Below are 18,242 nucleotides of genomic sequence, written 5' to 3'. Positions count from 1 at the left end.
TGCAAAATTCTTCCTTACCGGGGTAAGAGTAATTTTCCAAGGAAAGCCACCGTATGAAGTTTTCCCGACAGCCGTGTACCGCATCCGTAAAACCCCAAAGCGGTTCAGGAAGAAAGAACCGACAAAAGGGAAAATAAGTATTAACAATTTCAAAAAACTAAGATTATGCCTAATCATGTGACAAACCGTTTAGAAATAAACGCAGACCGGGAAACAGTACAAAAAGTAATGAATTTCTTAAAAGGTAAAACCGATGATGACAATACGCCTTGTTACATTGACTTCAACAACATCATTCCTATGCCTGAAGAACTGTTGATAGAAAAAAATAGCAGTGGAGATTTGGGTATGAAATATCTTAAAGCAATGCAGCTGAAGCCATTCTATTTTTTATTGGACGATGATGCTTTGAGAACCATTCAATGGATGGAAGGATTGGCGGAAAAGGACAGAAAAGAAGCGTTACAGCTTGGAGCATCGTATCTGGAAAACCGGAAAAAATACGGTTATCCCACTTGGTACGAGTGGTCTATCGCCACATGGGGTACAAAATGGAATGCCTATCACCAGAATTTTGAAGAGCCGAACATACTTTGGTTTGATACGGCATGGAATGGCGTGCCACAGCTTATCCAAAAACTTTCCGCGATATTTCCGGATGTGGAATTTCATTACGCCTATGCGGACGAAGACTTAGGTTTCAATACGGGAAGAGGAACAGCCCGCAATGGAGAAATCAACATGACGATACCCGAAGGTGGAAGCAACGAAGCCTTTGAAATCATGTTTTTTGTGAAACCGGGAATGGATGAATATTTTGAACTGACGGACGAAGGTTACAAGTGGGTTTCTTAAACATTCGGTACGGATGACGACCTTATGTGGGTTCAGGATACATTGACAATGGATGTGTCCTGAATTTTTTTGCCGGGATTGCCCCTTTATATCTTCATAGCTCTTTCCCTTTTATCGAAATGCGGTCCGTTCCCCTTTGTACCGTGATTATCCAACCGGAAAGCAATCCTTTTATAACATTTTAGCTTCCCCGTTTTATCCTCCTTACGACCGTTTCCCAACACTCCATGCCGAAAGCCCGCTTATTTTTTCTGCAAAGTTTGATTGCCGCTTGTCTGTCCTGTCAAGAACCGCTTACGCTTGCTGTCGAAAAATCTTCCTCTCCGACTTTGTTGGAGAGTGTATTTTTCGCAGCCTTCTTGTCCGGACCGACCGTCAATCCTGTAGGCAGAAAAATAATCAACCTTTCGGTACAGGATTGTACCAAAGGGAAAAACAAAAAAATAATCAATTTTAAAATTTGGAGCGTATGACATTTAGAGAATTTATGCAAGAGAACGGTTACGAGTTACAAACAACCTTTTGGGAAGATTTCTCAATAGCGGACAGATTTGGGTTGACGGCTATTCTGGACACTTTCAACAGGGCTTTCAAGGAGTGGAAAGAGGACTACAAGTTCTTGACGGAACTGACATTGGTACTTAACCATAAGATATGGCAATACTATGAAAACAGACCGGATATGGCGGCACTTTACAATACTCTTTGGGAACAAGCCGACCAATACGCAAAGGAGAATCTTAAAGAGAACGAGTTAAGCTATTATTGGGAGGTGACGGATTAAATGTATATATCCAAGTTTGTTCCCGTTGGAGTATGCGGAAAGCATAGAGAGCCGGCTTTTGTCGGCTACTCTTTGGTAAGTCTTCCTTTTATAGCGCACGACATACACACACAAATACCGCAACCGTTCACGAAATACAGTTGCGGTATTTGCTATCTTGTGCAACCATCGTACAGTCGTTTTCCGACACATCATGCCCCCTTCTATGCCTCGTTTTTTCCCTTTTTACTATCCTTTCACAATGACAAGGTGTGTTCCCGTCTGTATTTGGTGGGTGTTTTTCCGGTCTGCCTCTTGAAAAACTTGGTCATCGTGGCCAAATCCGGAAAATGAAAATCCTCCGCAATCTGCGATACGGGATGTTCCGTGTTTTCCAGCTGTTCTATGACAGCCCCGGTCAGCGTAGTGCAAATGTGCTCATAAACCGTTTTTTGTGATATGCTTTTTACTGTGCGGTTCAGATACTGGGGCGTTACACACAGCTGCGAGGCATACCAACCGACGGAATGCTCTTCATGTATATGGGTGAGCAGAAGTCTTATGAACTGTTTGAACAGGACATTCTTACGGCCTGTCTCCGCATACTCTCCTCTCTCGATTTCCTGCCGGATATGCTCGTTTGCCATGTCCATCATGAACATCCACAGCGTACACCTTAACATTTCTGCCTGGAAATGATGGGTATTGTCCTTGAAAATCTCCACCATGCTTTCCACCCTTTTCAAAAGGGTTTCTATGGTTCCGGAAAACATGACGGACACGGGCCACACCTTTACTTTCAATACATACGAAGGCGGGAAAGGCGGAGTGTTCTTCAGCAGGGAAGTGATGAACGGAGCGGTAAAGAGCATCACATACGCCCGGGCATCTTCGGATATATCCTGTATGACCAGTGAAGAGCAATCTATAAAATTGGCAAAACAATTTTTCGTCAACAGATATAGCCTGTCCTCCCTGCCCATTTTTATCTCTCCGGCCAACACGAGAACATGCACGATCATATTGGTACCGTCCCCTTTCAGGAAGACCGGTATCCCGCTCTCATTGCCGGTTATCTCCCAAAGCACGAACCCCTCACTTGTATAGCAGTTCCTGTTTTTCCGTCCGAAATCCATGAAATTTATCGCTTCCATTTTATAATATACAGATTAAATAAACAATAGCGGAACAAATATAAATACAAAATGCAAGTCCTAACTCCCTTTGAACCTGCATTTTTATTTCTTTTATGAGATTAGGTTTCATATTGACAATTTTAGGTTCTAAATAACAAATAATTATTTTTGAATACAGGAATTTGGTTTTAATATGACAAATTTTGGCTTGTGTAGAACAATAGAGTTTCCACGGAATACTGCGATTTTTGCAAAAAAGATATATGATTATGAATAACAATATGTTAAGAAGAAGAATCATTGGAGCAGCCGCAGAGTGTTTCCTGAAATATGGTATAAAGAATACCTCCATGAATTTCATATCGGAAATCCTGCACATCTCCAAACGGACGCTTTACCAGTCGTTTCCAAGCAAGCGCGACCTTTTGAAGGCGTGTGTAACATTCCGGTTGGAAACGAGCAGGAGGCGGATTGAGGGGCGGTGCGATTCGGCCGGTCCCATAGAGGCGATTGTTTGCATGAATTACGGTGCATACGCTTTCTCCAGAATGTTCTATCCGGCTTTCCGGAAGGATATTCCGAAATACCCTGATGCCCTCGTGCTATTCGAGGAGGAGTACCGCACCCCGCTGTGCAAAATGTGCTACGGACACTTCGAGGAGGCTAAAAGAATGAGGCTGATACAGCCGGAAAGCAATTTTGAATTTGCCTTCCAGTTTTTTGAGAAAACCTTGCTCACGGTGCCTTCCGGAGACGGTGACGAGAACAGGCAGGCGGAAATTTACACCAACGCCATTCTTACCTATCTGGCGGGTATCTGCACCGGCGAGGGAAGAGAGCGACTGAATAATGTTTTAGTAGAAATCCAATATGAAAATGAAGACAAATTTGTTTAACAGTTTGATACTGACAAGTATCTTGACCCTTGCCGTTTCTTGCAAAGAGCAGCAGGGCCGGCCGGACGGCGGCGATTACAAGACCCTGAATGTAACCCTTTCGGACAGGACCCTGTACTCCAGTTTCTCGGCGACCATTCAGGGGAAACAGGACGTGGGGATTTACCCGCAGATTTCGGGGCTGATAACCGAAGTCCGCGTCAACGAGGGGGCTGCCGTGAAAAAAGGACAAACCTTGTTTGTGATTGACCAGATACCGTACAAGGCAGCTTTGGAAACTGCTATGGCCAATGTGGAGACGGCGGAGGCGAATGTCGCCACGGCGCAGATGACGGCCGACAGCAAGGAGGAACTCTTCAAGGAGAACGTGGTTTCCCAGTTCGACTTGCAAACGGCACGTAACTCGCTCCGGTCTGCGAAAGCCTCCCTGGCACAGGCCCGCGCGGAGTTGACCAACGCGCAGAACAACCTTTCCTACACGGAAATCAAAAGTCCGGTGGACGGCACTGCCGGCATGAGTTCCTACCGTATCGGTGCGCTGGTCAGTCCTTCCATCTCCTCGCCCCTGATTTCCGTCTCGGACAACGGGGAGATGTATGTCTATTTCTCCATGACGGAGAAGCAGATACTCTCCCTCTCGCGTCAGAACGGTTCTCTGACGAACGCCTTGGAAACAATGCCCCAGGTCGGGCTATGGTTGAGCGACGGGAGCGAATATCCGGAAAAAGGCCGTATTGACGCCATCAGCGGTATTATAGACACCTCGACGGGTGCTGTCACGTTGCGGGCGGTCTTCCCGAATCCGGAGCGTATCCTGCGCAGCGGCGGCACGGGGAATATACGGTTCCCCTACGAGAAAAAAGGCTGCATCGTCATTCCCCAGACCGCCACATACGAATTGCAGGACAAGGTGTTCGTCTACAAGGTCGTGGACGGGAAAACCAAATCCGCACAGATTACGGTGTTCGGCATCAACGACGGGAAGGAGTATATCGTGGAATCCGGTCTGGAAACGGGCGACGTGATTATCGCCGAAGGGGCGGGACTGCTGCGTGACGGTGTTTCTGTGAATCAAATAACCGCGGATGCCGGCGATGCCGCCGCACAGTAAGAAAGGAGGAGATGGAATGAAACCGAAACTGTTCATAGACCGTCCCATTCTGGCGGCATGTATCTCGGCACTGATACTCATGCTGGGAATCATCGGGCTTGTCAACCTTCCGATGGAGCAATACCCCGATATAGCTCCTCCGACCGTGCAGGTGTCCGCCACCTACACCGGAGCCAGCGCGGCAACCGTGCAGAAAGCGGTTATCGTGCCGCTGGAGGAAGAGATCAACGGCGTGGAGAACATGATGTACATGACCTCCTCGGCCACCAATACCGGCAGCGGCAGCATCAACGTCTATTTCAAGCAGGGAACCGACCCGGACATGGCCGCCGTCAACGTGCAGAACCGTGTGACCAAGGCGCAGGGCACGCTCCCCAGTGAAGTAACCAAAATCGGAGTCACGGCGCAGAAACGGCAGAACAGCCAGTTGCAGCTCATGTCGCTTTACTGCACCAACGGCGACTATGACGAGAAATTCCTTGCCAACTATCTCAAGATAAACGTCGTGCCGCGTATCCAGCGCATCTCCGGTGTGGGCGAGGTCATGGTGATGGGCAATGACTATGCCATGCGTATCTGGCTGAAACCCGACGTGATGGCGCAGTACGGCCTTGTACCGTCGGACATCATTACCGTGCTGGGCGAGCAGAATATCGAGGCGTCCACCGGTACGCTGGGCGAGGACTCGGAGAACACGTTCCAATATACCTTGAAGTACAGGGGGCGCTACGAAACGGGCGAGGAATTCGGGGAAATGGTTATCCGGACTACCGAAGGCGGAAACACCCTGCGCCTGAAGGATGTGGCCGACATCGAGCTGGGCACCACGTCCTACAATTTCAGCGGCGGCGTGTCCGGTTATCCCGGCGCCACGTTCATGGTGATGCAGACGGCCGGTTCCAACGCCAACGAGATTATCGAGGAAATCAACGGGGTGGTGGACGAGATACGGGCGGACCTGCCCGAAGGTCTGGTGCTGGAGAACATGATGAGCGTGAAGTCCTTCCTCGACGCCTCCATCAAGAACGTTATCAAGACGCTCATTGAGGCGATTATCTTAGTCATTATCGTGGTGTACGTGTTCCTGCAGAGCGTGCGTTCCACTTTTATCCCGCTGGTGGGTATCTTCGTCTCGCTCGTCGGCACGTTCGCCTTCCTCTATGTGGCGGGTTTCAGTATCAACCTGCTGACGCTTTTCGCACTGGTGCTGGTTATCGGAACGGTGGTGGACGACTCCATCGTGGTGGTGGAAGCCGTACAGGCGAAGTTCGATGAAGGCTACAAGTCCCCATACGAGGCCACCGTGGACGCGATGGGCGGTATCACCGCAGCCATCATCACCACGACGCTGGTGTTCATGGCGGTGTTCATTCCGGTCAGTTTCATGGGTGGTACCACGGGTACGTTCTACACCCAGTTCGGTCTTACGATGGCCGTGGCCGTAGGTATCTCCGCTGTAAACGCCCTGACACTCAGCCCGGCATTGTGCGCCCTTATCATGACACCGCACATGCAGGCGGAGGAAGGGAAGAAACTGAGTTTCTCGTCCCGTTTCCATATCGCTTTCGACACGGCTTTCGGCCGGATGGTGAATAAATACAAGACGGCCGTGAAATACTTCTTCCGCCGCAAATGGATGGTAGGGGTAGCCCTGGCGGCAGCCTGCGTACTGCTGTTCGTGCTTATCCGGACCACCAAGACGGGACTGATCCCTGATGAAGACACCGGTACGGTGTTCGTGTCCATCACTACCGCTCCGGGCAGCACGCTGGCCGAGACCAAAAGCATTCTGGAGGAAGTGGAAAAGCGCATCAACGACATTCCCCAGATAGACCTCTATGCCCGTGTAGGCGGATACAACATGATGGGCGGCGGACAGAGCAGCGCGGGAGGTACGTTCATTGTCCGTCTCAAGGACTGGGACGAACGTAAAGGAAAAGCGGACAGCAAGGATGCCGTCATCGGTCAGGTGATGGCCCGGACTGCCGACATCAAGAACGCGCAGATATTCGCCTTCGCACCCCCCATGATTATGGGTTACGGCATGACCAACGGGCTTGAAATCTACGTGCAGGACCAGAAGGGTGGCGACATCGAGACGCTGTTCTCTTATACCAAGGATTTTATAGCGGCTTTAAACGCCCGTCCTGAAATACAGAGTGCCGTGACCACGTTCGACACCCGCTTCCCCCAATACCTCGTGGAAGTGGACGCCGCACGTTGCAAGCGTGCGGGCATATCGCCCTCGGACGTGCTGGATGTCCTGTCCTGCTATGTGGGCGGCAACTACGCCTCCAACGTCAACCGCTTCTCCAAGATATACCGCGTCATGGTGCAGGCCAGACCCGAATACCGGCTTGACACGGAGTCGCTCAACAACATGTACGTGCGTGCCTCCTCCGGCGACATGGCTCCCGTCGGGCAGTTCGTTACGCTGACCAAGACCTACGGGCCTGAAATCCTGAGCCGTTTCAATCTGTTCAGCACCATCTCGGTGAACGCCTCGGCAGCCACGGGGTATAGTTCAGGAGACGCCATACGGGCCGTGCAGGAGGTGGCCAGGGAAACCCTGCCGGCGGGCTATGGCTTCGAGTTCGGCGGAACCTCGCGTGAGGAGGCTTCGTCAGGCACGTCCATCATGGTTATCTTCATCATCTGTATCATTTTCGTCTATATCATTCTCTGCTCGCTTTACGAGAGCCTGTTCATACCTTTGGCGGTCATGCTTTCCATTCCGTTCGGACTGGCGGGCAGTTTCCTGTTCGCCAAGATATTCGGTGTGGAGAACAACATCTACATGCAGACGGGGCTTATCATGCTCATCGGACTGCTGGCCAAGACCGCTATCCTGCTGACCGAATACGCCTCGGAACGCCGCCGTCACGGCATGGGCATCGCACAGGCGGCCCTTTCGGCTGCCGCCGTCCGCCTGCGTCCGATCCTGATGACGGCGCTGACCATGATTATCGGCCTGCTGCCGCTGGTGGTGGCCACCGGTGCGGGAGCCAACGGCAACATCTCGCTCGGTGTGGGTACTGTCGGCGGTATGCTGATCGGGACGGTCGCCCTGCTGTTTGTCGTCCCCGTGCTGTTTATCGTCTTCCAGAGCATAGAAGAGCGGGTGATGCCCAAACGGAAGCATTGAAACTATGGATAAGAATTTATAAACGAAATAGAAATGGACAAGAACATGATAGGCCGGAATGCCGGCATTGTCTGGGAACTGCTCACCTCCAGGCAACACACTTATTGGAGCTATGAGGAATTAAAGTCCGCCACGAGCCTTAGCGACAGGGAACTGAACACAGCGATAGGCTGGCTCGTGAGGGACAACACCATAGAAATGGACCGTGATCCCCGGACAGAAAAGGAGCGTTTCTTCGTTTCCGTCCCCTGTTATTACTTTTGATTAAAATGGAGAAAATATGGACTATAAACGGATAATCATCTTTCTGCCGGCCCTGTTGCTGTTCAGCGGCTGCGGAATATATACGAACTACCACCGTCCGGAATCGCTTCCGGTGGACAGCCTTTACCGCGACGTGCCGGAGGCCATGCAGGACACCTCCTCGCTGGCCGACCTCTCATGGCGGGAACTCTTTACCGATTCCTTGCTGGTAAAATGGATAGAGGTGGGATTGGAAAAGAACAGCGACATTCAGACGGCCCGGCTTCTCACGGAAGAGGCGCAAGCCTCGCTGCAAGCCTCCCGGCTGGCTTTCCTGCCTTCCGTCTCGCTGACGCCGCAAGGCTCGCTGGGCAGCTTCGGCGGGGCAAAGCCGTCGAAGACCTATTCATTAGGGGGTACGGCCGAATGGGAAATCGACGCATTCGGCGGGCTGCGTAACGCGAAGAAGGGAAGCCGTGCGGCACTGGAAGCAAGCCGTGCCTACGAGCAGGCCGTGCAGACACAGCTGGTGGCGACCATAGCCGAAACCTACTACTCGCTTCTCGCATTGGACAGGAAACTGGCCATCACCCGTGAGACGGCACGCAAGTGGGGGGAGAACGTGCGTGCCATGAAAGCCTTGAAACGTGCAGGGGAAAGGGACGACGCAGCCGTGGCACAGGCGGAAGCGAGCCGGCTGGAAGCCGAATCCTCCGTCCTCTCTCTGGAAAGGCAGTTGCACGAACTGGAGAACTCCTTCTCGACGCTGCTGGGCATTGTGCCGACAGAGATCGAGCGGGGCCGGCTGCTGGAACTTTCATTTCCGGAAGAATTGTCCGTCGGGGTTCCCGTGCAGCTGCTTGGCAGGCGTCCCGACGTGCGGCAGGCGGAATGGCAGCTGGCCGAAGCGTTTTATGCCACCAACAAGGCCCGCTCGTCATTCTATCCCCAGATTACGCTGAGCGGCTCGGCGGGATGGACCAACAGTTCGGGGACGGGTATCGTCAATCCGGGCGACTGGCTGCTCAATGCGGTCGGCTCGCTGGTACAGCCGCTCTTCAACCGGGGGCGTAACGTGGCCAACCTGAAGATCGCCAAGGCACAGCAGCAGGAAGCGCTGGTCGCTTTCCGGCAGAAGCTGCTGGACGCCGGGGCGGAGGTGAACAACGCCCTGACGCAGTGGCAGACGGCGCGGAAAAGTCTGGAACTGGACAGCCGGAAAGTGGAGACGCTGGAGACGGCTGTACGCAGCACGCAGCTGCTGATGGAGCACGGCAACACGAACTATCTGGAAGTGCTGACCGCCCAGCAGACGCTCCTGCAGGCACAGCTGACGGAGGTGTCGGACAAGTACGAGGAGATTCAGGGCGTAATCAGCCTTTACCATGCCCTGGGTGGCGGAATCAAGTAACAAAAGATAAAAAGATATGGATACGAAACAGGCCTTTGAAGACATGCCGGTAGCGAAAGCGGTGCTGGTGAACGCGGTTCCCGCCGTCCTGAGTATGCTCGTCACGTTGATTTACAATGTGGCCGACACCTTCTTTATCGGGCAGACGGGAGACGAGATGCAGGTGGCCGCCGTGTCGCTGGCCACCCCCGTGTTCCTGCTCTTCATGGCCATCGGGACACTCTACGGCATAGGCGGCACGTCCGTCATCTCCCGTGCCTTCGGGGAAGGGAGAGACGATTTCGCCCGCACGGTCGGTTCCTTCTGTTTCTGGATGTCTGTTTTCACGGGCATTCTCTGTATCCTCGTCTTTCTGTCGGGCATGGACTATATCTTACAGTGGATAGGGGCGAGCGGGAACACGGAAGGCTATGCGCGGACTTACCTGTCGTGTGTGGCGTGGAGCGCCCCCTTCGTCATCGTCTCCACGGCTTTCAGCAACATCGTCCGGGCCGAGGGAAAGTCGAAAGAGGCCATGAACGGGGTGCTGATCGGTACCGTGCTGAACATCGTGCTCGACCCTGTGTTCATACTGTGGCTCGATTACGGCATTGCCGGCGCGGCATGGGCCACGGTCATCGGTTATACGGTAGCCACCGCATATTACGTTCTCCTGCTGACAGGCAAACGTTCCGGCCTGACCATATCCCTGTCCCGCTTCAACCTGAAAGCGGAAACGGCGGCTCCGGTATTTGCCATCGGCATTCCCGCCTCGCTGAACTGCATCATGATGAGTGTCTCGACCATCATTCTGAATGTCTGTCTGGTCTCCTACGGCGACAGGGTGGTCGCCGCTATGGGAGTCGCCTCGAAGGTCATCATGATGGTCGTCCTCGTGCAGCTCGGACTGGGGCAGGGCATACAGCCGCTATTGGGCTATTGCTACGGCGCCCGGCGTTGGGACCGCTTCAAGGCAGTCATGCGGTTGTCCCTGCTGGCCGGACTGGGGATGGGAATCTCGCTTACCTTGCTGTGCGGATGGTTCTCCGATTCGTTAGTCGCCTGTTTCATCGACTCGGAAAGTATCAGGGAATACGGCGTCCCGTTCGTCCGGACCCTGTTGCTGTCCGGTCCGGTGATGGGTGTGTTATTTATCTATATCAATGCTTTGCAGGCTGTCGGTGCGGCCGGGTACTCGTTCCTGCTTTCCATCAGCCGGCAAGGCATCATCTTCATTCCGTGCCTGCTGCTGTTCGACCGGCTCTTCCGGTTGGGCGGGGCGGTGGCGGCACAGCCCGTGGCGGACGTCCTCTCCCTTTTGCTGGCGGTCTGCCTGTTCCTGCGGACGAAGAAGAGAATGAAAGAGACGGTTGTTTAATTTAATAATAGGAATAGTTATGGGTAGAAAAAGTATTTTGATGTCGGGTATGGTGCTGCTTGTTGCGGTATCATTACCGTTTGTTCTGTCCTCCTGTTCGGATGACGAGAAGTATGTGCGTGTCCCTGCCCCTTATACGGGTTCTGTCAGTATGGGAGTTGCCGGTGAAGGAACTATCACCACGGACAAGGGGAATGTGTTGATTCCTGACGAGTCTTCTGTCGGGCATGACCTGACGGACGGCGAACGGGTGTTTGTCAACTGTAGTATTCTGGACCGGGAGGATATAAACACCTACCGCGTCAGGATCAACAAATACTACCAGCTCCTGGCGAAGGACATCGTTCGGGCCTCCGATACGGACGATGAAGAGCTGGGCGATGAGCCGGTACAGGTAAAGGATGCGTGGTTCGGCGGAGGTTATCTCAACATGAGGCTCGGACTGGAATACAATCCGTCCTCGAATACCTCGCATCTGGTGAACGTGGTTTACGACGATGTGAAGAGTACGGCCGATACCATTTTCCTGACCCTGCGGCACAACGCCTTTGCCGATACCGTCCGGACAAGAATGGGGACCGCCACCGCTTCCTTCAATATGGAAGAGGTTACGGAGGGAAAGAATGAGAAAGTGTATGTAAAGCTCAAGTGGCAGTGGTACACGCATCGAGGTACCGTGGCTACATGGGAGGACGGCGGGTATTACCGCACCTCGTCTGAAAACAATGAGGAGACCGAAAATTCGGATGATGACGGAAACAATGTAAGCATACAATAAATTTTTGCACTATGGATAAAAGATTGATTTTATTGGTTATGCTGCTGGCAAGTGCCGTGGCAGCCGGAGCGCAGACGGAACGGCGCATTTATACGAAAGCGGAACAGGAAAGCGCCCAGAAGCGTGAAGTGGAAAAACGTATCGAGGCGATACAGGACTCTATCCGGTCGGTGGAAGCCTTTACAGCCTTGGAGCAATTGGACTTTGTACTGGAAGCAAACAGGCTGTCCTTCAAACGGGGAGAAACGGCCTTTGTCACTTCCAACACGAATTTTGTCTCCCTGTCGGACGACAAGGCCGTCATACAGATAGCGCCTTTCTATGGTGGAGGCCCGAACGGTGTCGGGGGAATAACGCTTGAAGGAAGGGCTTCCAATATCAAGCTGAAGACGGACAAGAAAGGGAATGTTATCCTTACCATGAGTGTCTCTGGGACAGGACTCTCGGCAATGGTGGACATATCGTTACCCAAAAACAGCTACATGGCTTCTGTAACGGTAAATCCCAATTTCCACTCCAACCGGGTTACGCTTTACGGAGTTTTACTCCCTTCCGGCAAGTCTGATGTTTTCAAAGGACGGGCACTTTGAATCATATAAAAACAAATAATGCCATGTACCGATGATAAAACGGTAAAAAGAAGCGGAATGGGTAAACAGTTTAACCACTTCGCACATTGCATATTCAATTTTTCCACTTCGTTCATGAGGAATGAAGTGGAAATTTTTAATAACTTTAAATAAAAGAAAATGAACAAGATATTTACTATATTGTTGTGTTTGTCTATGATTTGTGTAAGCCAGTCTTGCGACAATGATGAAATAGGAGAATATACTCCACTGCCTAAATTACATTTGGGCGAGACCTTTAAATATCAGTGTATTCCGGAAAACTATGTACAGCTTGCCTATGATACTTTAGGTAAAGTTGCAGTCTTGAATTTCTATAAGGAAGAGATTACGGATTTGGACTATATCAACTATGACGAACATACGTGTACCTTCTCTTTCCATAAAGGTGAAACTGCCAAATATAAAATCAGTTGGGATTACCAGTCTGAAACAAATTCTATAAGATTCATTTATAGTCAAAATGGCATGTGGTATCGTATGAACAATAGTAAAAATGAATATATTCTTGAAGCGAATGACGGAATGGCAATACGTGCAGTGGCTTATCGGGCAAGTTATGATTTATTGAATGTGACTGTCTATCGGTTCCGTATAGAGGAATATGAAGAAAAATAGCCCTATTCCAAAGTGGAAATCCGAATGATGCCGGGTCATCATTCTGTAATCCGGTCTGCTGTGCAATCCGGGTAAGAATCCCTGCTTTTGTCATATCTTTGTAAGAAAAATAGCAATGTACAAAAATGCAACTTTTTTTGGATAAGTCAAATCTTTGGCTCACCTTTGCGGCGAAATAACGCAAAGGACATTTTATAATCCTCATCGGAGGGCTATGGAAGCCGGATAAGATGACTGGGTAAAACCATCGTCTTATCCGGCTTCCGTCATTTTCTGCCGGAGGTAAACCATATAACATAAAATACAAAGACGTATGAAAGAAAAAGTGATTGATTTTGGGAATGAGAAAGTTTCCATTCTGTTTAAGAAACTGTTTTTCCCCACTCTGTTGGGAATGTTAAGTATGTCGGCGGTAACGACCATCGACGGGATTTTCGTGGGACACGGCGTGGGCAGCGACGGGATTGCGGCTGTAAATATCTGCGTCCCTCTGCTGATGTCACTCATGGGTGCCGGGCTGATGATGGGGGCAGGTTGTTCCGTAATCGCTTCCATTTACTTGTCGAAAGGGAAAACCGTTTTGGCACGTGCGACCATCACTCAAGCCATGCTTTTCGTGACGCTCATATCCGTGACCGTCGGGGGATTCATTCTGGCGTTTCCCGAAGAAACCGCCCGTATGCTTGGCTCGTCGGAGCATTTGCTGCCGCTGGTTGTCGATTATCTGGTCTGGTTTTCCCCGTCTCTGCTGTTCGAGTTGTGGATTGCCGTTGCCTTGTTTGCCATGCGGCTGGATGGTGCTCCGAAACTTGCCATGTGGTGCAGTATCATAGCCGCAGTGGTGAATGTCGTTCTTGACTGGCTGTTCATCTTCCCGCTGGGCTGGGGAGTGATGGGGGCGGCATTTGCTACCTCCCTGAGTTGTTTGGCCGGGGCAGCAGTGGCGATGGGTTACTTGTTGTTCTATGCCCGTGACACTCGTTTGCATTCTCTCCGTCTGGGTAGAAAAAGGATTTTGTTCTTCTTCCATGATATAGGAATGCAGTGCAAGATAGGCTCATCCGCCTTGTTAGGCGAATTGACAATGGCGATATTGCTGTTCATCGGTAACCATGTATTCATGCGCCATTTGGGAGATGACGGAGTAGGTGCTTTCGGAGTAAGCTGTTATTATCTCCCGTTCGTCTTCATGATAGGTAACGCTATTGCCCAATCTGCCCAGCCTATTATCAGTTACAATTTCGGCACAGGAAGCACGGAAAGAGTTCGTTCCGCCTTACGCGTTTCCGTGTTTGCGGCATTAGTTTGCGGAGTCATTTCTACTGCCGCCTTTATCCTGTTTCCTGAATTGCTTGTCGGACTGTTCCTGCGCATTGACAATACTGCCGCACGCATAGCGATAGAAGGATTCCCTTATTATGGCACGGGGTTCATCTTCTTTATTTTGAATCTCTCCATTATTGGATATTATCAGAGCATGGAACGGGTAAAGCCGGCCATAACATTTGCAGTCTTACGTGGATTTGTTTTTCTGGTTCCGTGCTTCATGGTATTACCTGCCATAATGGGAGTAAAAGGAATTTGGCTCGCCTTACCGTTGTCTGAAATTCTGACGACTTTAGTGATTGTCGTTACATTTTGGATATATTCCCGGCAACGTGCCATAATTTGCAGGTAATTTTTTCGGATTTAGGTTCCATGTAAAATGCCGCTATCAAAAAAGTTTGATTGGTAGCGGCATTCTGAGCAGTTATCCGGAATAAAAATTCCGCCAAATGCATGATGTATTAATAAACATTAATGGGGCATAAACAATAATTCGTTATCAAAACTGTACATTTGCATAACATATTATATGCATATAACAATAAATATATTATAATTTATGGATAAATACATCATTGGCGAGAACGCTGGTAAAGTTTGGCGTTTATTGAATAGTGACCATCTCCGTAAATGGGAATTTTCAGAGATAAAGAAAATTACAGGGATGGATGATGCCGAGTTGGGTAGTGCTATTGGCTGGTTGGCCCGTGAAGATAAGGTACAATTCGAACTTGAGCATCATAACAGTAAGGACGAAAAGGCATACTTGTATCTTATGTTGAATGTATATATTTGACTCCTTCCTATAATGCTGAAAAAAGAAAGAAACCATGCTGATGAAAAACATGATTTCTTTCTTTTCGTTTGGTATAGAACACAATGACGGGACACTTCCATCAATGGGAAACCGAGTCAGAGAAAACATTGATGACGACCACTCCGGCAATAATCAGGGCCAGCCCGATAATGGCAGCCATGTCAAGGTGCTGTTTGAAAACGAAAAAGCCGATAAGCGCAATAAGAATGATACCCACTCCCGACCAAATGGCGTAAGCTATGCCTACCGGGATGCTCTTCAGTACGACACTCAGGCAATAGAAAGCCGCCGCGTACCCCAAAATGGTCAATACGGATGGAACGAGTTTGGTAAACTGTTCGCTCTGTTTCAAAAAAGAGGTGGCTACGGTTTCAAAAACGATAGCCAAAAACAAGATAAGATAAGTCTTCATTGTTCATTCATATCAGTAATTTATACAAACCGTTTTACTCCCGCCAGACATACGGACAACCGCTGATAAAAGGAATGGAGTATAAAACATACAAATCCCGATCCTGTAACCAAGGCCGGCAAGAACCCAGCCCCCGTTTACCGGTCATGATGGTAATCGCTCTTGCTGAAACCTCCGAATATAGCTTTCAGAATCTTTCCGATAACATAGAAAACCACTATAAAAACGATAAGTTCTCCCATATTCTATAATACTTAAAGTTAATGCAAAACACTATAAAATCAACGAGAATAGAAAGGATTAATCCTAATTCTCAAAAATATTTAATCCGCACGAGAATGTAAAAACTCATTGCTCATCTTTCGGCTTACGCTTGCCCAACGGTCCTTTGAATTTTCCTCTATTGAGCTTTACTCCATGTCTGTTGAGCACGCTGAACACCGAACTCCGGCTACTGTACCCGCTTACCGCCATGATGTCCTCGAACGAATGACCGTTGACATACATGTCAACAATAGCATTTTCTTTGTCGGCCTTATCCATAGCCTTCATCGTTTTCTTCGGAATCTTCGCGTTCTGTTGCAGGCTCAAGACATGTGCGGACGAATATCGCAGTATCGCCACCTCTTCGGGAAGCGCCCCGAACATCTCCAGCACATCGGCAACCGTCGTTTCGGGAAACAGTTTACCCCGTGAGTCGATCCGGTCATGGATGGATATGATGCGTACCACCTTGATACGGCACAACTCAATGAAAGCCGACAGTTCGCGCGACCCTCGGAGGGCATTGCTGAATTTGGCCACCACTACCTCGTCGCCCCTTTCGAGGCTCGCCACAAGCTGTTTCCATTTAGGCCGTAGCGCCTCGCTTTCGACCGGTTCCTCTATCACTTGTACACAGCCGTACTTCTGCATCCATTCTTTGTCAGCCTCGAACCCGTCGTAACGATCCGCCTTAAATATGTAACCTACTTTTGCCATCTCATTGTACACTTCTATGATAACAAGTACAAATATAACAGTTTTATTTTAAACTAAACCATACTTTGAACGGAAAATCGAATAAAGCACTTAAACCTCCCGTTTTCTTCACTTGTTTTCACTGAAAATCAAACTATTAAGTACAATGTTAAAAATGGCTTATAAAACAAATTTCAACACTTGCCATCTTGAAAATAATACTTAGATTTGCGCTATAAAATTCAAAATTGAACAATGAATAGTAGAAAATCATACTTAAAAATCATACTTTCCATTGCTGGACTTTCTGCCGCTTCGATTGCCGTTTTTACATTCCCGTCATGCGACGGTCCGAACGGCAAATCACTGGTGGAACCCCAAGACACACCTGCCGGTCTGTACAGAGAGTACCTCTCCGAGATACGCAAGTCCCAAGAATTTTCCTTTGAAGAGCTGACCGTATGTATCGGGAAATGGCAAACCTTGAAAGATTCCGTGGCTGCAGCCATTCGGCAGGACACGGCACGTCAGGTCCATTCCGGCACACGGAAAGAATGTCGTCTGTTACACGATTCCATTTGCTCGGAACTTTCCCGGTTGGCCCTGTCGAAACCGCGCACCTACAAGGAAGTGTTGAGCCTGAAAGAGCGGTTCTCTCCCTATGCTGAAGACGTGGAACTACACCGTTCCGCCGAGGAGATCCGTCCGTTTTTCGCAGCACTGGATAAACGGCCTGCCTACCGTGGCAACAAGGAGCAAACGCTGTCGGCATATCGTAAGTTGCTTGCCGGAACCCTGAACGACGGCATACACGACAGTCGTGACCTCAAGAGATTCATCGAGAAAGAAGACGCCGTTTTTCGCGCTTTTCTGTCCGGTCTGCACGATTCCGGCAGTGCAAACATGGCCGACATTACCCGCGACACGGAGAAGTGCTGTTCCGAGGTGTTTCTCGCTGCCGGACGCAAAGAGATTACCTACAAGGAGGCCCTGATATACATGGCCCTGCGTGCCGACCGCCGACTGATACAGAACGTGCGTACCTGTCTCGACGACATACATCGGGGCGAAGTCGCGACACCCGAACAGGCGCACGCCTACATCTGGATGATACTCCAGCCCTACGCTTCCTTGGACGGCCTCTGTATGACGCTTCTCTCCCCGGATGATAAGAAAGCCCTCGACCGGATTGCGACCGAAACACCCGGCGCTTTCGAGACACTGCGTAAAATCCTGCCATCGGAGAGAAATCGGTTGGACGAGCTGCCCGGTATGCTCATGGAGATATTCATCGCCTCTTTGTAAAAGCCTATTCACAAAATAAACGATATATGATTATGTTACGACACTTTCTGGATGACTTTATGTCGTTCGTGCCCCTGCAAATGCCGCAGCTTCTCAATGTGGCGACAATGGAGGAGCCGCAGTTTTACGGTGACTACGTTCTGCTCACATTTCCGTTGCGGGACCCCTATGATTTGGAGGAGGTCATGGACATATTCGAGGACGACATGGAGCTGATCACGCTCTACCACCATGTGCCGGTCGGATTGGAAAAATCCGGTCATAGCACCTGTGCCTACTCCAATCCCGCTTTCGGACAAATGTTCAAGATGAACGCCCGGACAGACGCGGACGGCAAGGTAAACCGCGTCATCGCGACCGTTTACGATTCGTTGGAACTGATGTACGGCGACCTGTCTCTCGACTTGAAACTCCACACCGGAAACGGCAGCTTCAAGTACAAGAAGGAGCTGGAAGACGTGCTGTTGGATTTCATGTAAA

The 18,242-nt window shown here is 50.1% G+C and carries 18 protein-coding genes; 15 read left to right on the top strand and 3 right to left on the bottom strand.

Features of this window, described 5'->3' with window-relative positions; translation table 11 throughout:
- Nucleotides 1-165: 165 nt before the first annotated feature.
- Together AB5903_RS03190 and AB5903_RS03185 are read left to right on the top strand one after the other, a co-directional pair.
- A complete protein-coding gene (locus AB5903_RS03190) occupies nt 166-855 on the top strand; it encodes a hypothetical protein (protein WP_149923531.1) in 690 nt (229 codons plus the stop codon).
- 469 nt (nt 856-1,324) lie between these two features.
- Nucleotides 1,325-1,639 (top strand): hypothetical protein, encoded by a 315-nt coding sequence (locus AB5903_RS03185; protein ID WP_149923533.1) that lies wholly within the window; start codon nt 1,325-1,327, stop codon nt 1,637-1,639.
- A 236-nt stretch (nt 1,640-1,875) separates the two neighbouring features.
- On the opposite strand, the gene AB5903_RS03180 is transcribed toward AB5903_RS03185, so the two are convergent.
- Nucleotides 1,876-2,772: an AraC family transcriptional regulator gene (locus AB5903_RS03180; protein WP_149923534.1), complete on the bottom strand. Its 897-nt coding sequence runs from the start codon at nt 2,770-2,772 to the stop codon at nt 1,876-1,878.
- Nucleotides 2,773-3,023: 251 nt separating this feature from the next.
- Here AB5903_RS03180 and AB5903_RS03175 point away from each other — a divergent pair, with 251 nt between their 5' ends.
- From AB5903_RS03175 to AB5903_RS03125, 11 genes are all read left to right on the top strand, one after another.
- Nucleotides 3,024-3,650 carry a TetR/AcrR family transcriptional regulator gene (locus tag AB5903_RS03175; protein WP_162487390.1) on the top strand — a complete coding sequence of 209 codons (627 nt, stop codon included), beginning with the start codon at nt 3,024-3,026 and terminating at the stop codon, nt 3,648-3,650.
- The gene (locus AB5903_RS03170; protein ID WP_149923536.1) at nt 3,625-4,761 is read left to right on the top strand and encodes an efflux RND transporter periplasmic adaptor subunit; all 1,137 of its coding nucleotides are present in this window, start codon (nt 3,625-3,627) and stop codon (nt 4,759-4,761) included. The genes AB5903_RS03175 and AB5903_RS03170 overlap by 26 nt, the downstream gene beginning before the upstream one ends.
- A gap of 16 nt (nt 4,762-4,777) precedes the next feature.
- Nucleotides 4,778-7,906, top strand: coding sequence for an efflux RND transporter permease subunit (locus AB5903_RS03165; protein ID WP_149923537.1), 3,129 nt, complete (start codon nt 4,778-4,780; stop codon nt 7,904-7,906).
- Between the two features lie 33 nt (nt 7,907-7,939).
- Nucleotides 7,940-8,170 carry a winged helix-turn-helix domain-containing protein gene (locus tag AB5903_RS03160; RefSeq protein ID WP_149927850.1) on the top strand — a complete coding sequence of 77 codons (231 nt, stop codon included), beginning with the start codon at nt 7,940-7,942 and terminating at the stop codon, nt 8,168-8,170.
- 16 nt (nt 8,171-8,186) lie between these two features.
- The gene (locus AB5903_RS03155) at nt 8,187-9,560 is read left to right on the top strand and encodes an efflux transporter outer membrane subunit (protein WP_149923539.1); all 1,374 of its coding nucleotides are present in this window, start codon (nt 8,187-8,189) and stop codon (nt 9,558-9,560) included.
- 16 nt (nt 9,561-9,576) lie between these two features.
- Nucleotides 9,577-10,917, top strand: a complete 1,341-nt coding sequence (locus AB5903_RS03150) for an MATE family efflux transporter (protein ID WP_149923540.1) — start codon at nt 9,577-9,579, stop codon at nt 10,915-10,917.
- A 19-nt stretch (nt 10,918-10,936) separates the two neighbouring features.
- Nucleotides 10,937-11,695, top strand: coding sequence for a NigD-like C-terminal domain-containing protein (locus AB5903_RS03145; protein ID WP_149923541.1), 759 nt, complete (start codon nt 10,937-10,939; stop codon nt 11,693-11,695).
- Between the two features lie 11 nt (nt 11,696-11,706).
- Nucleotides 11,707-12,285 (top strand): DUF4251 domain-containing protein, encoded by a 579-nt coding sequence (locus AB5903_RS03140; RefSeq protein WP_149923542.1) that lies wholly within the window; start codon nt 11,707-11,709, stop codon nt 12,283-12,285.
- Between the two features lie 159 nt (nt 12,286-12,444).
- Nucleotides 12,445-12,942, top strand: coding sequence for a hypothetical protein (locus AB5903_RS03135; protein WP_149923543.1), 498 nt, complete (start codon nt 12,445-12,447; stop codon nt 12,940-12,942).
- Nucleotides 12,943-13,255: 313 nt separating this feature from the next.
- Nucleotides 13,256-14,620 (top strand): MATE family efflux transporter, encoded by a 1,365-nt coding sequence (locus tag AB5903_RS03130; RefSeq protein ID WP_149923544.1) that lies wholly within the window; start codon nt 13,256-13,258, stop codon nt 14,618-14,620.
- Between the two features lie 207 nt (nt 14,621-14,827).
- Nucleotides 14,828-15,064, top strand: coding sequence for a winged helix-turn-helix domain-containing protein (locus AB5903_RS03125; RefSeq protein ID WP_007571944.1), 237 nt, complete (start codon nt 14,828-14,830; stop codon nt 15,062-15,064).
- 100 nt (nt 15,065-15,164) lie between these two features.
- Here the strand turns inward: AB5903_RS03125 and AB5903_RS03120 are convergent, their stop codons facing one another.
- A complete protein-coding gene (locus AB5903_RS03120) occupies nt 15,165-15,497 on the bottom strand; it encodes a multidrug efflux SMR transporter (protein ID WP_054350105.1) in 333 nt (110 codons plus the stop codon).
- Nucleotides 15,498-15,845: 348 nt separating this feature from the next.
- Nucleotides 15,846-16,478 carry a recombinase family protein gene (locus tag AB5903_RS03115; RefSeq protein WP_149923545.1) on the bottom strand — a complete coding sequence of 211 codons (633 nt, stop codon included), beginning with the start codon at nt 16,476-16,478 and terminating at the stop codon, nt 15,846-15,848.
- Nucleotides 16,479-16,712: 234 nt separating this feature from the next.
- Here AB5903_RS03115 and AB5903_RS03110 point away from each other — a divergent pair, with 234 nt between their 5' ends.
- Together AB5903_RS03110 and AB5903_RS03105 are read left to right on the top strand one after the other, a co-directional pair.
- Nucleotides 16,713-17,762: a hypothetical protein gene (locus AB5903_RS03110; RefSeq protein ID WP_149923546.1), complete on the top strand. Its 1,050-nt coding sequence runs from the start codon at nt 16,713-16,715 to the stop codon at nt 17,760-17,762.
- A gap of 26 nt (nt 17,763-17,788) precedes the next feature.
- Nucleotides 17,789-18,241, top strand: a complete 453-nt coding sequence (locus tag AB5903_RS03105; protein ID WP_007571948.1) for a hypothetical protein — start codon at nt 17,789-17,791, stop codon at nt 18,239-18,241.
- Nucleotide 18,242: the final 1 nt, after the last annotated feature.

This window comes from Bacteroides sp. 2201st1_D9_2201SCRN_220225 (assembly GCF_040928965.1).
GTDB classification, from domain to species: Bacteria; Bacteroidota; Bacteroidia; order Bacteroidales; family Bacteroidaceae; genus Bacteroides; species Bacteroides stercoris.
Note: the sequence above shows the minus strand (reverse complement) of the source record. Positions and strands in the feature narration are given on the sequence as shown.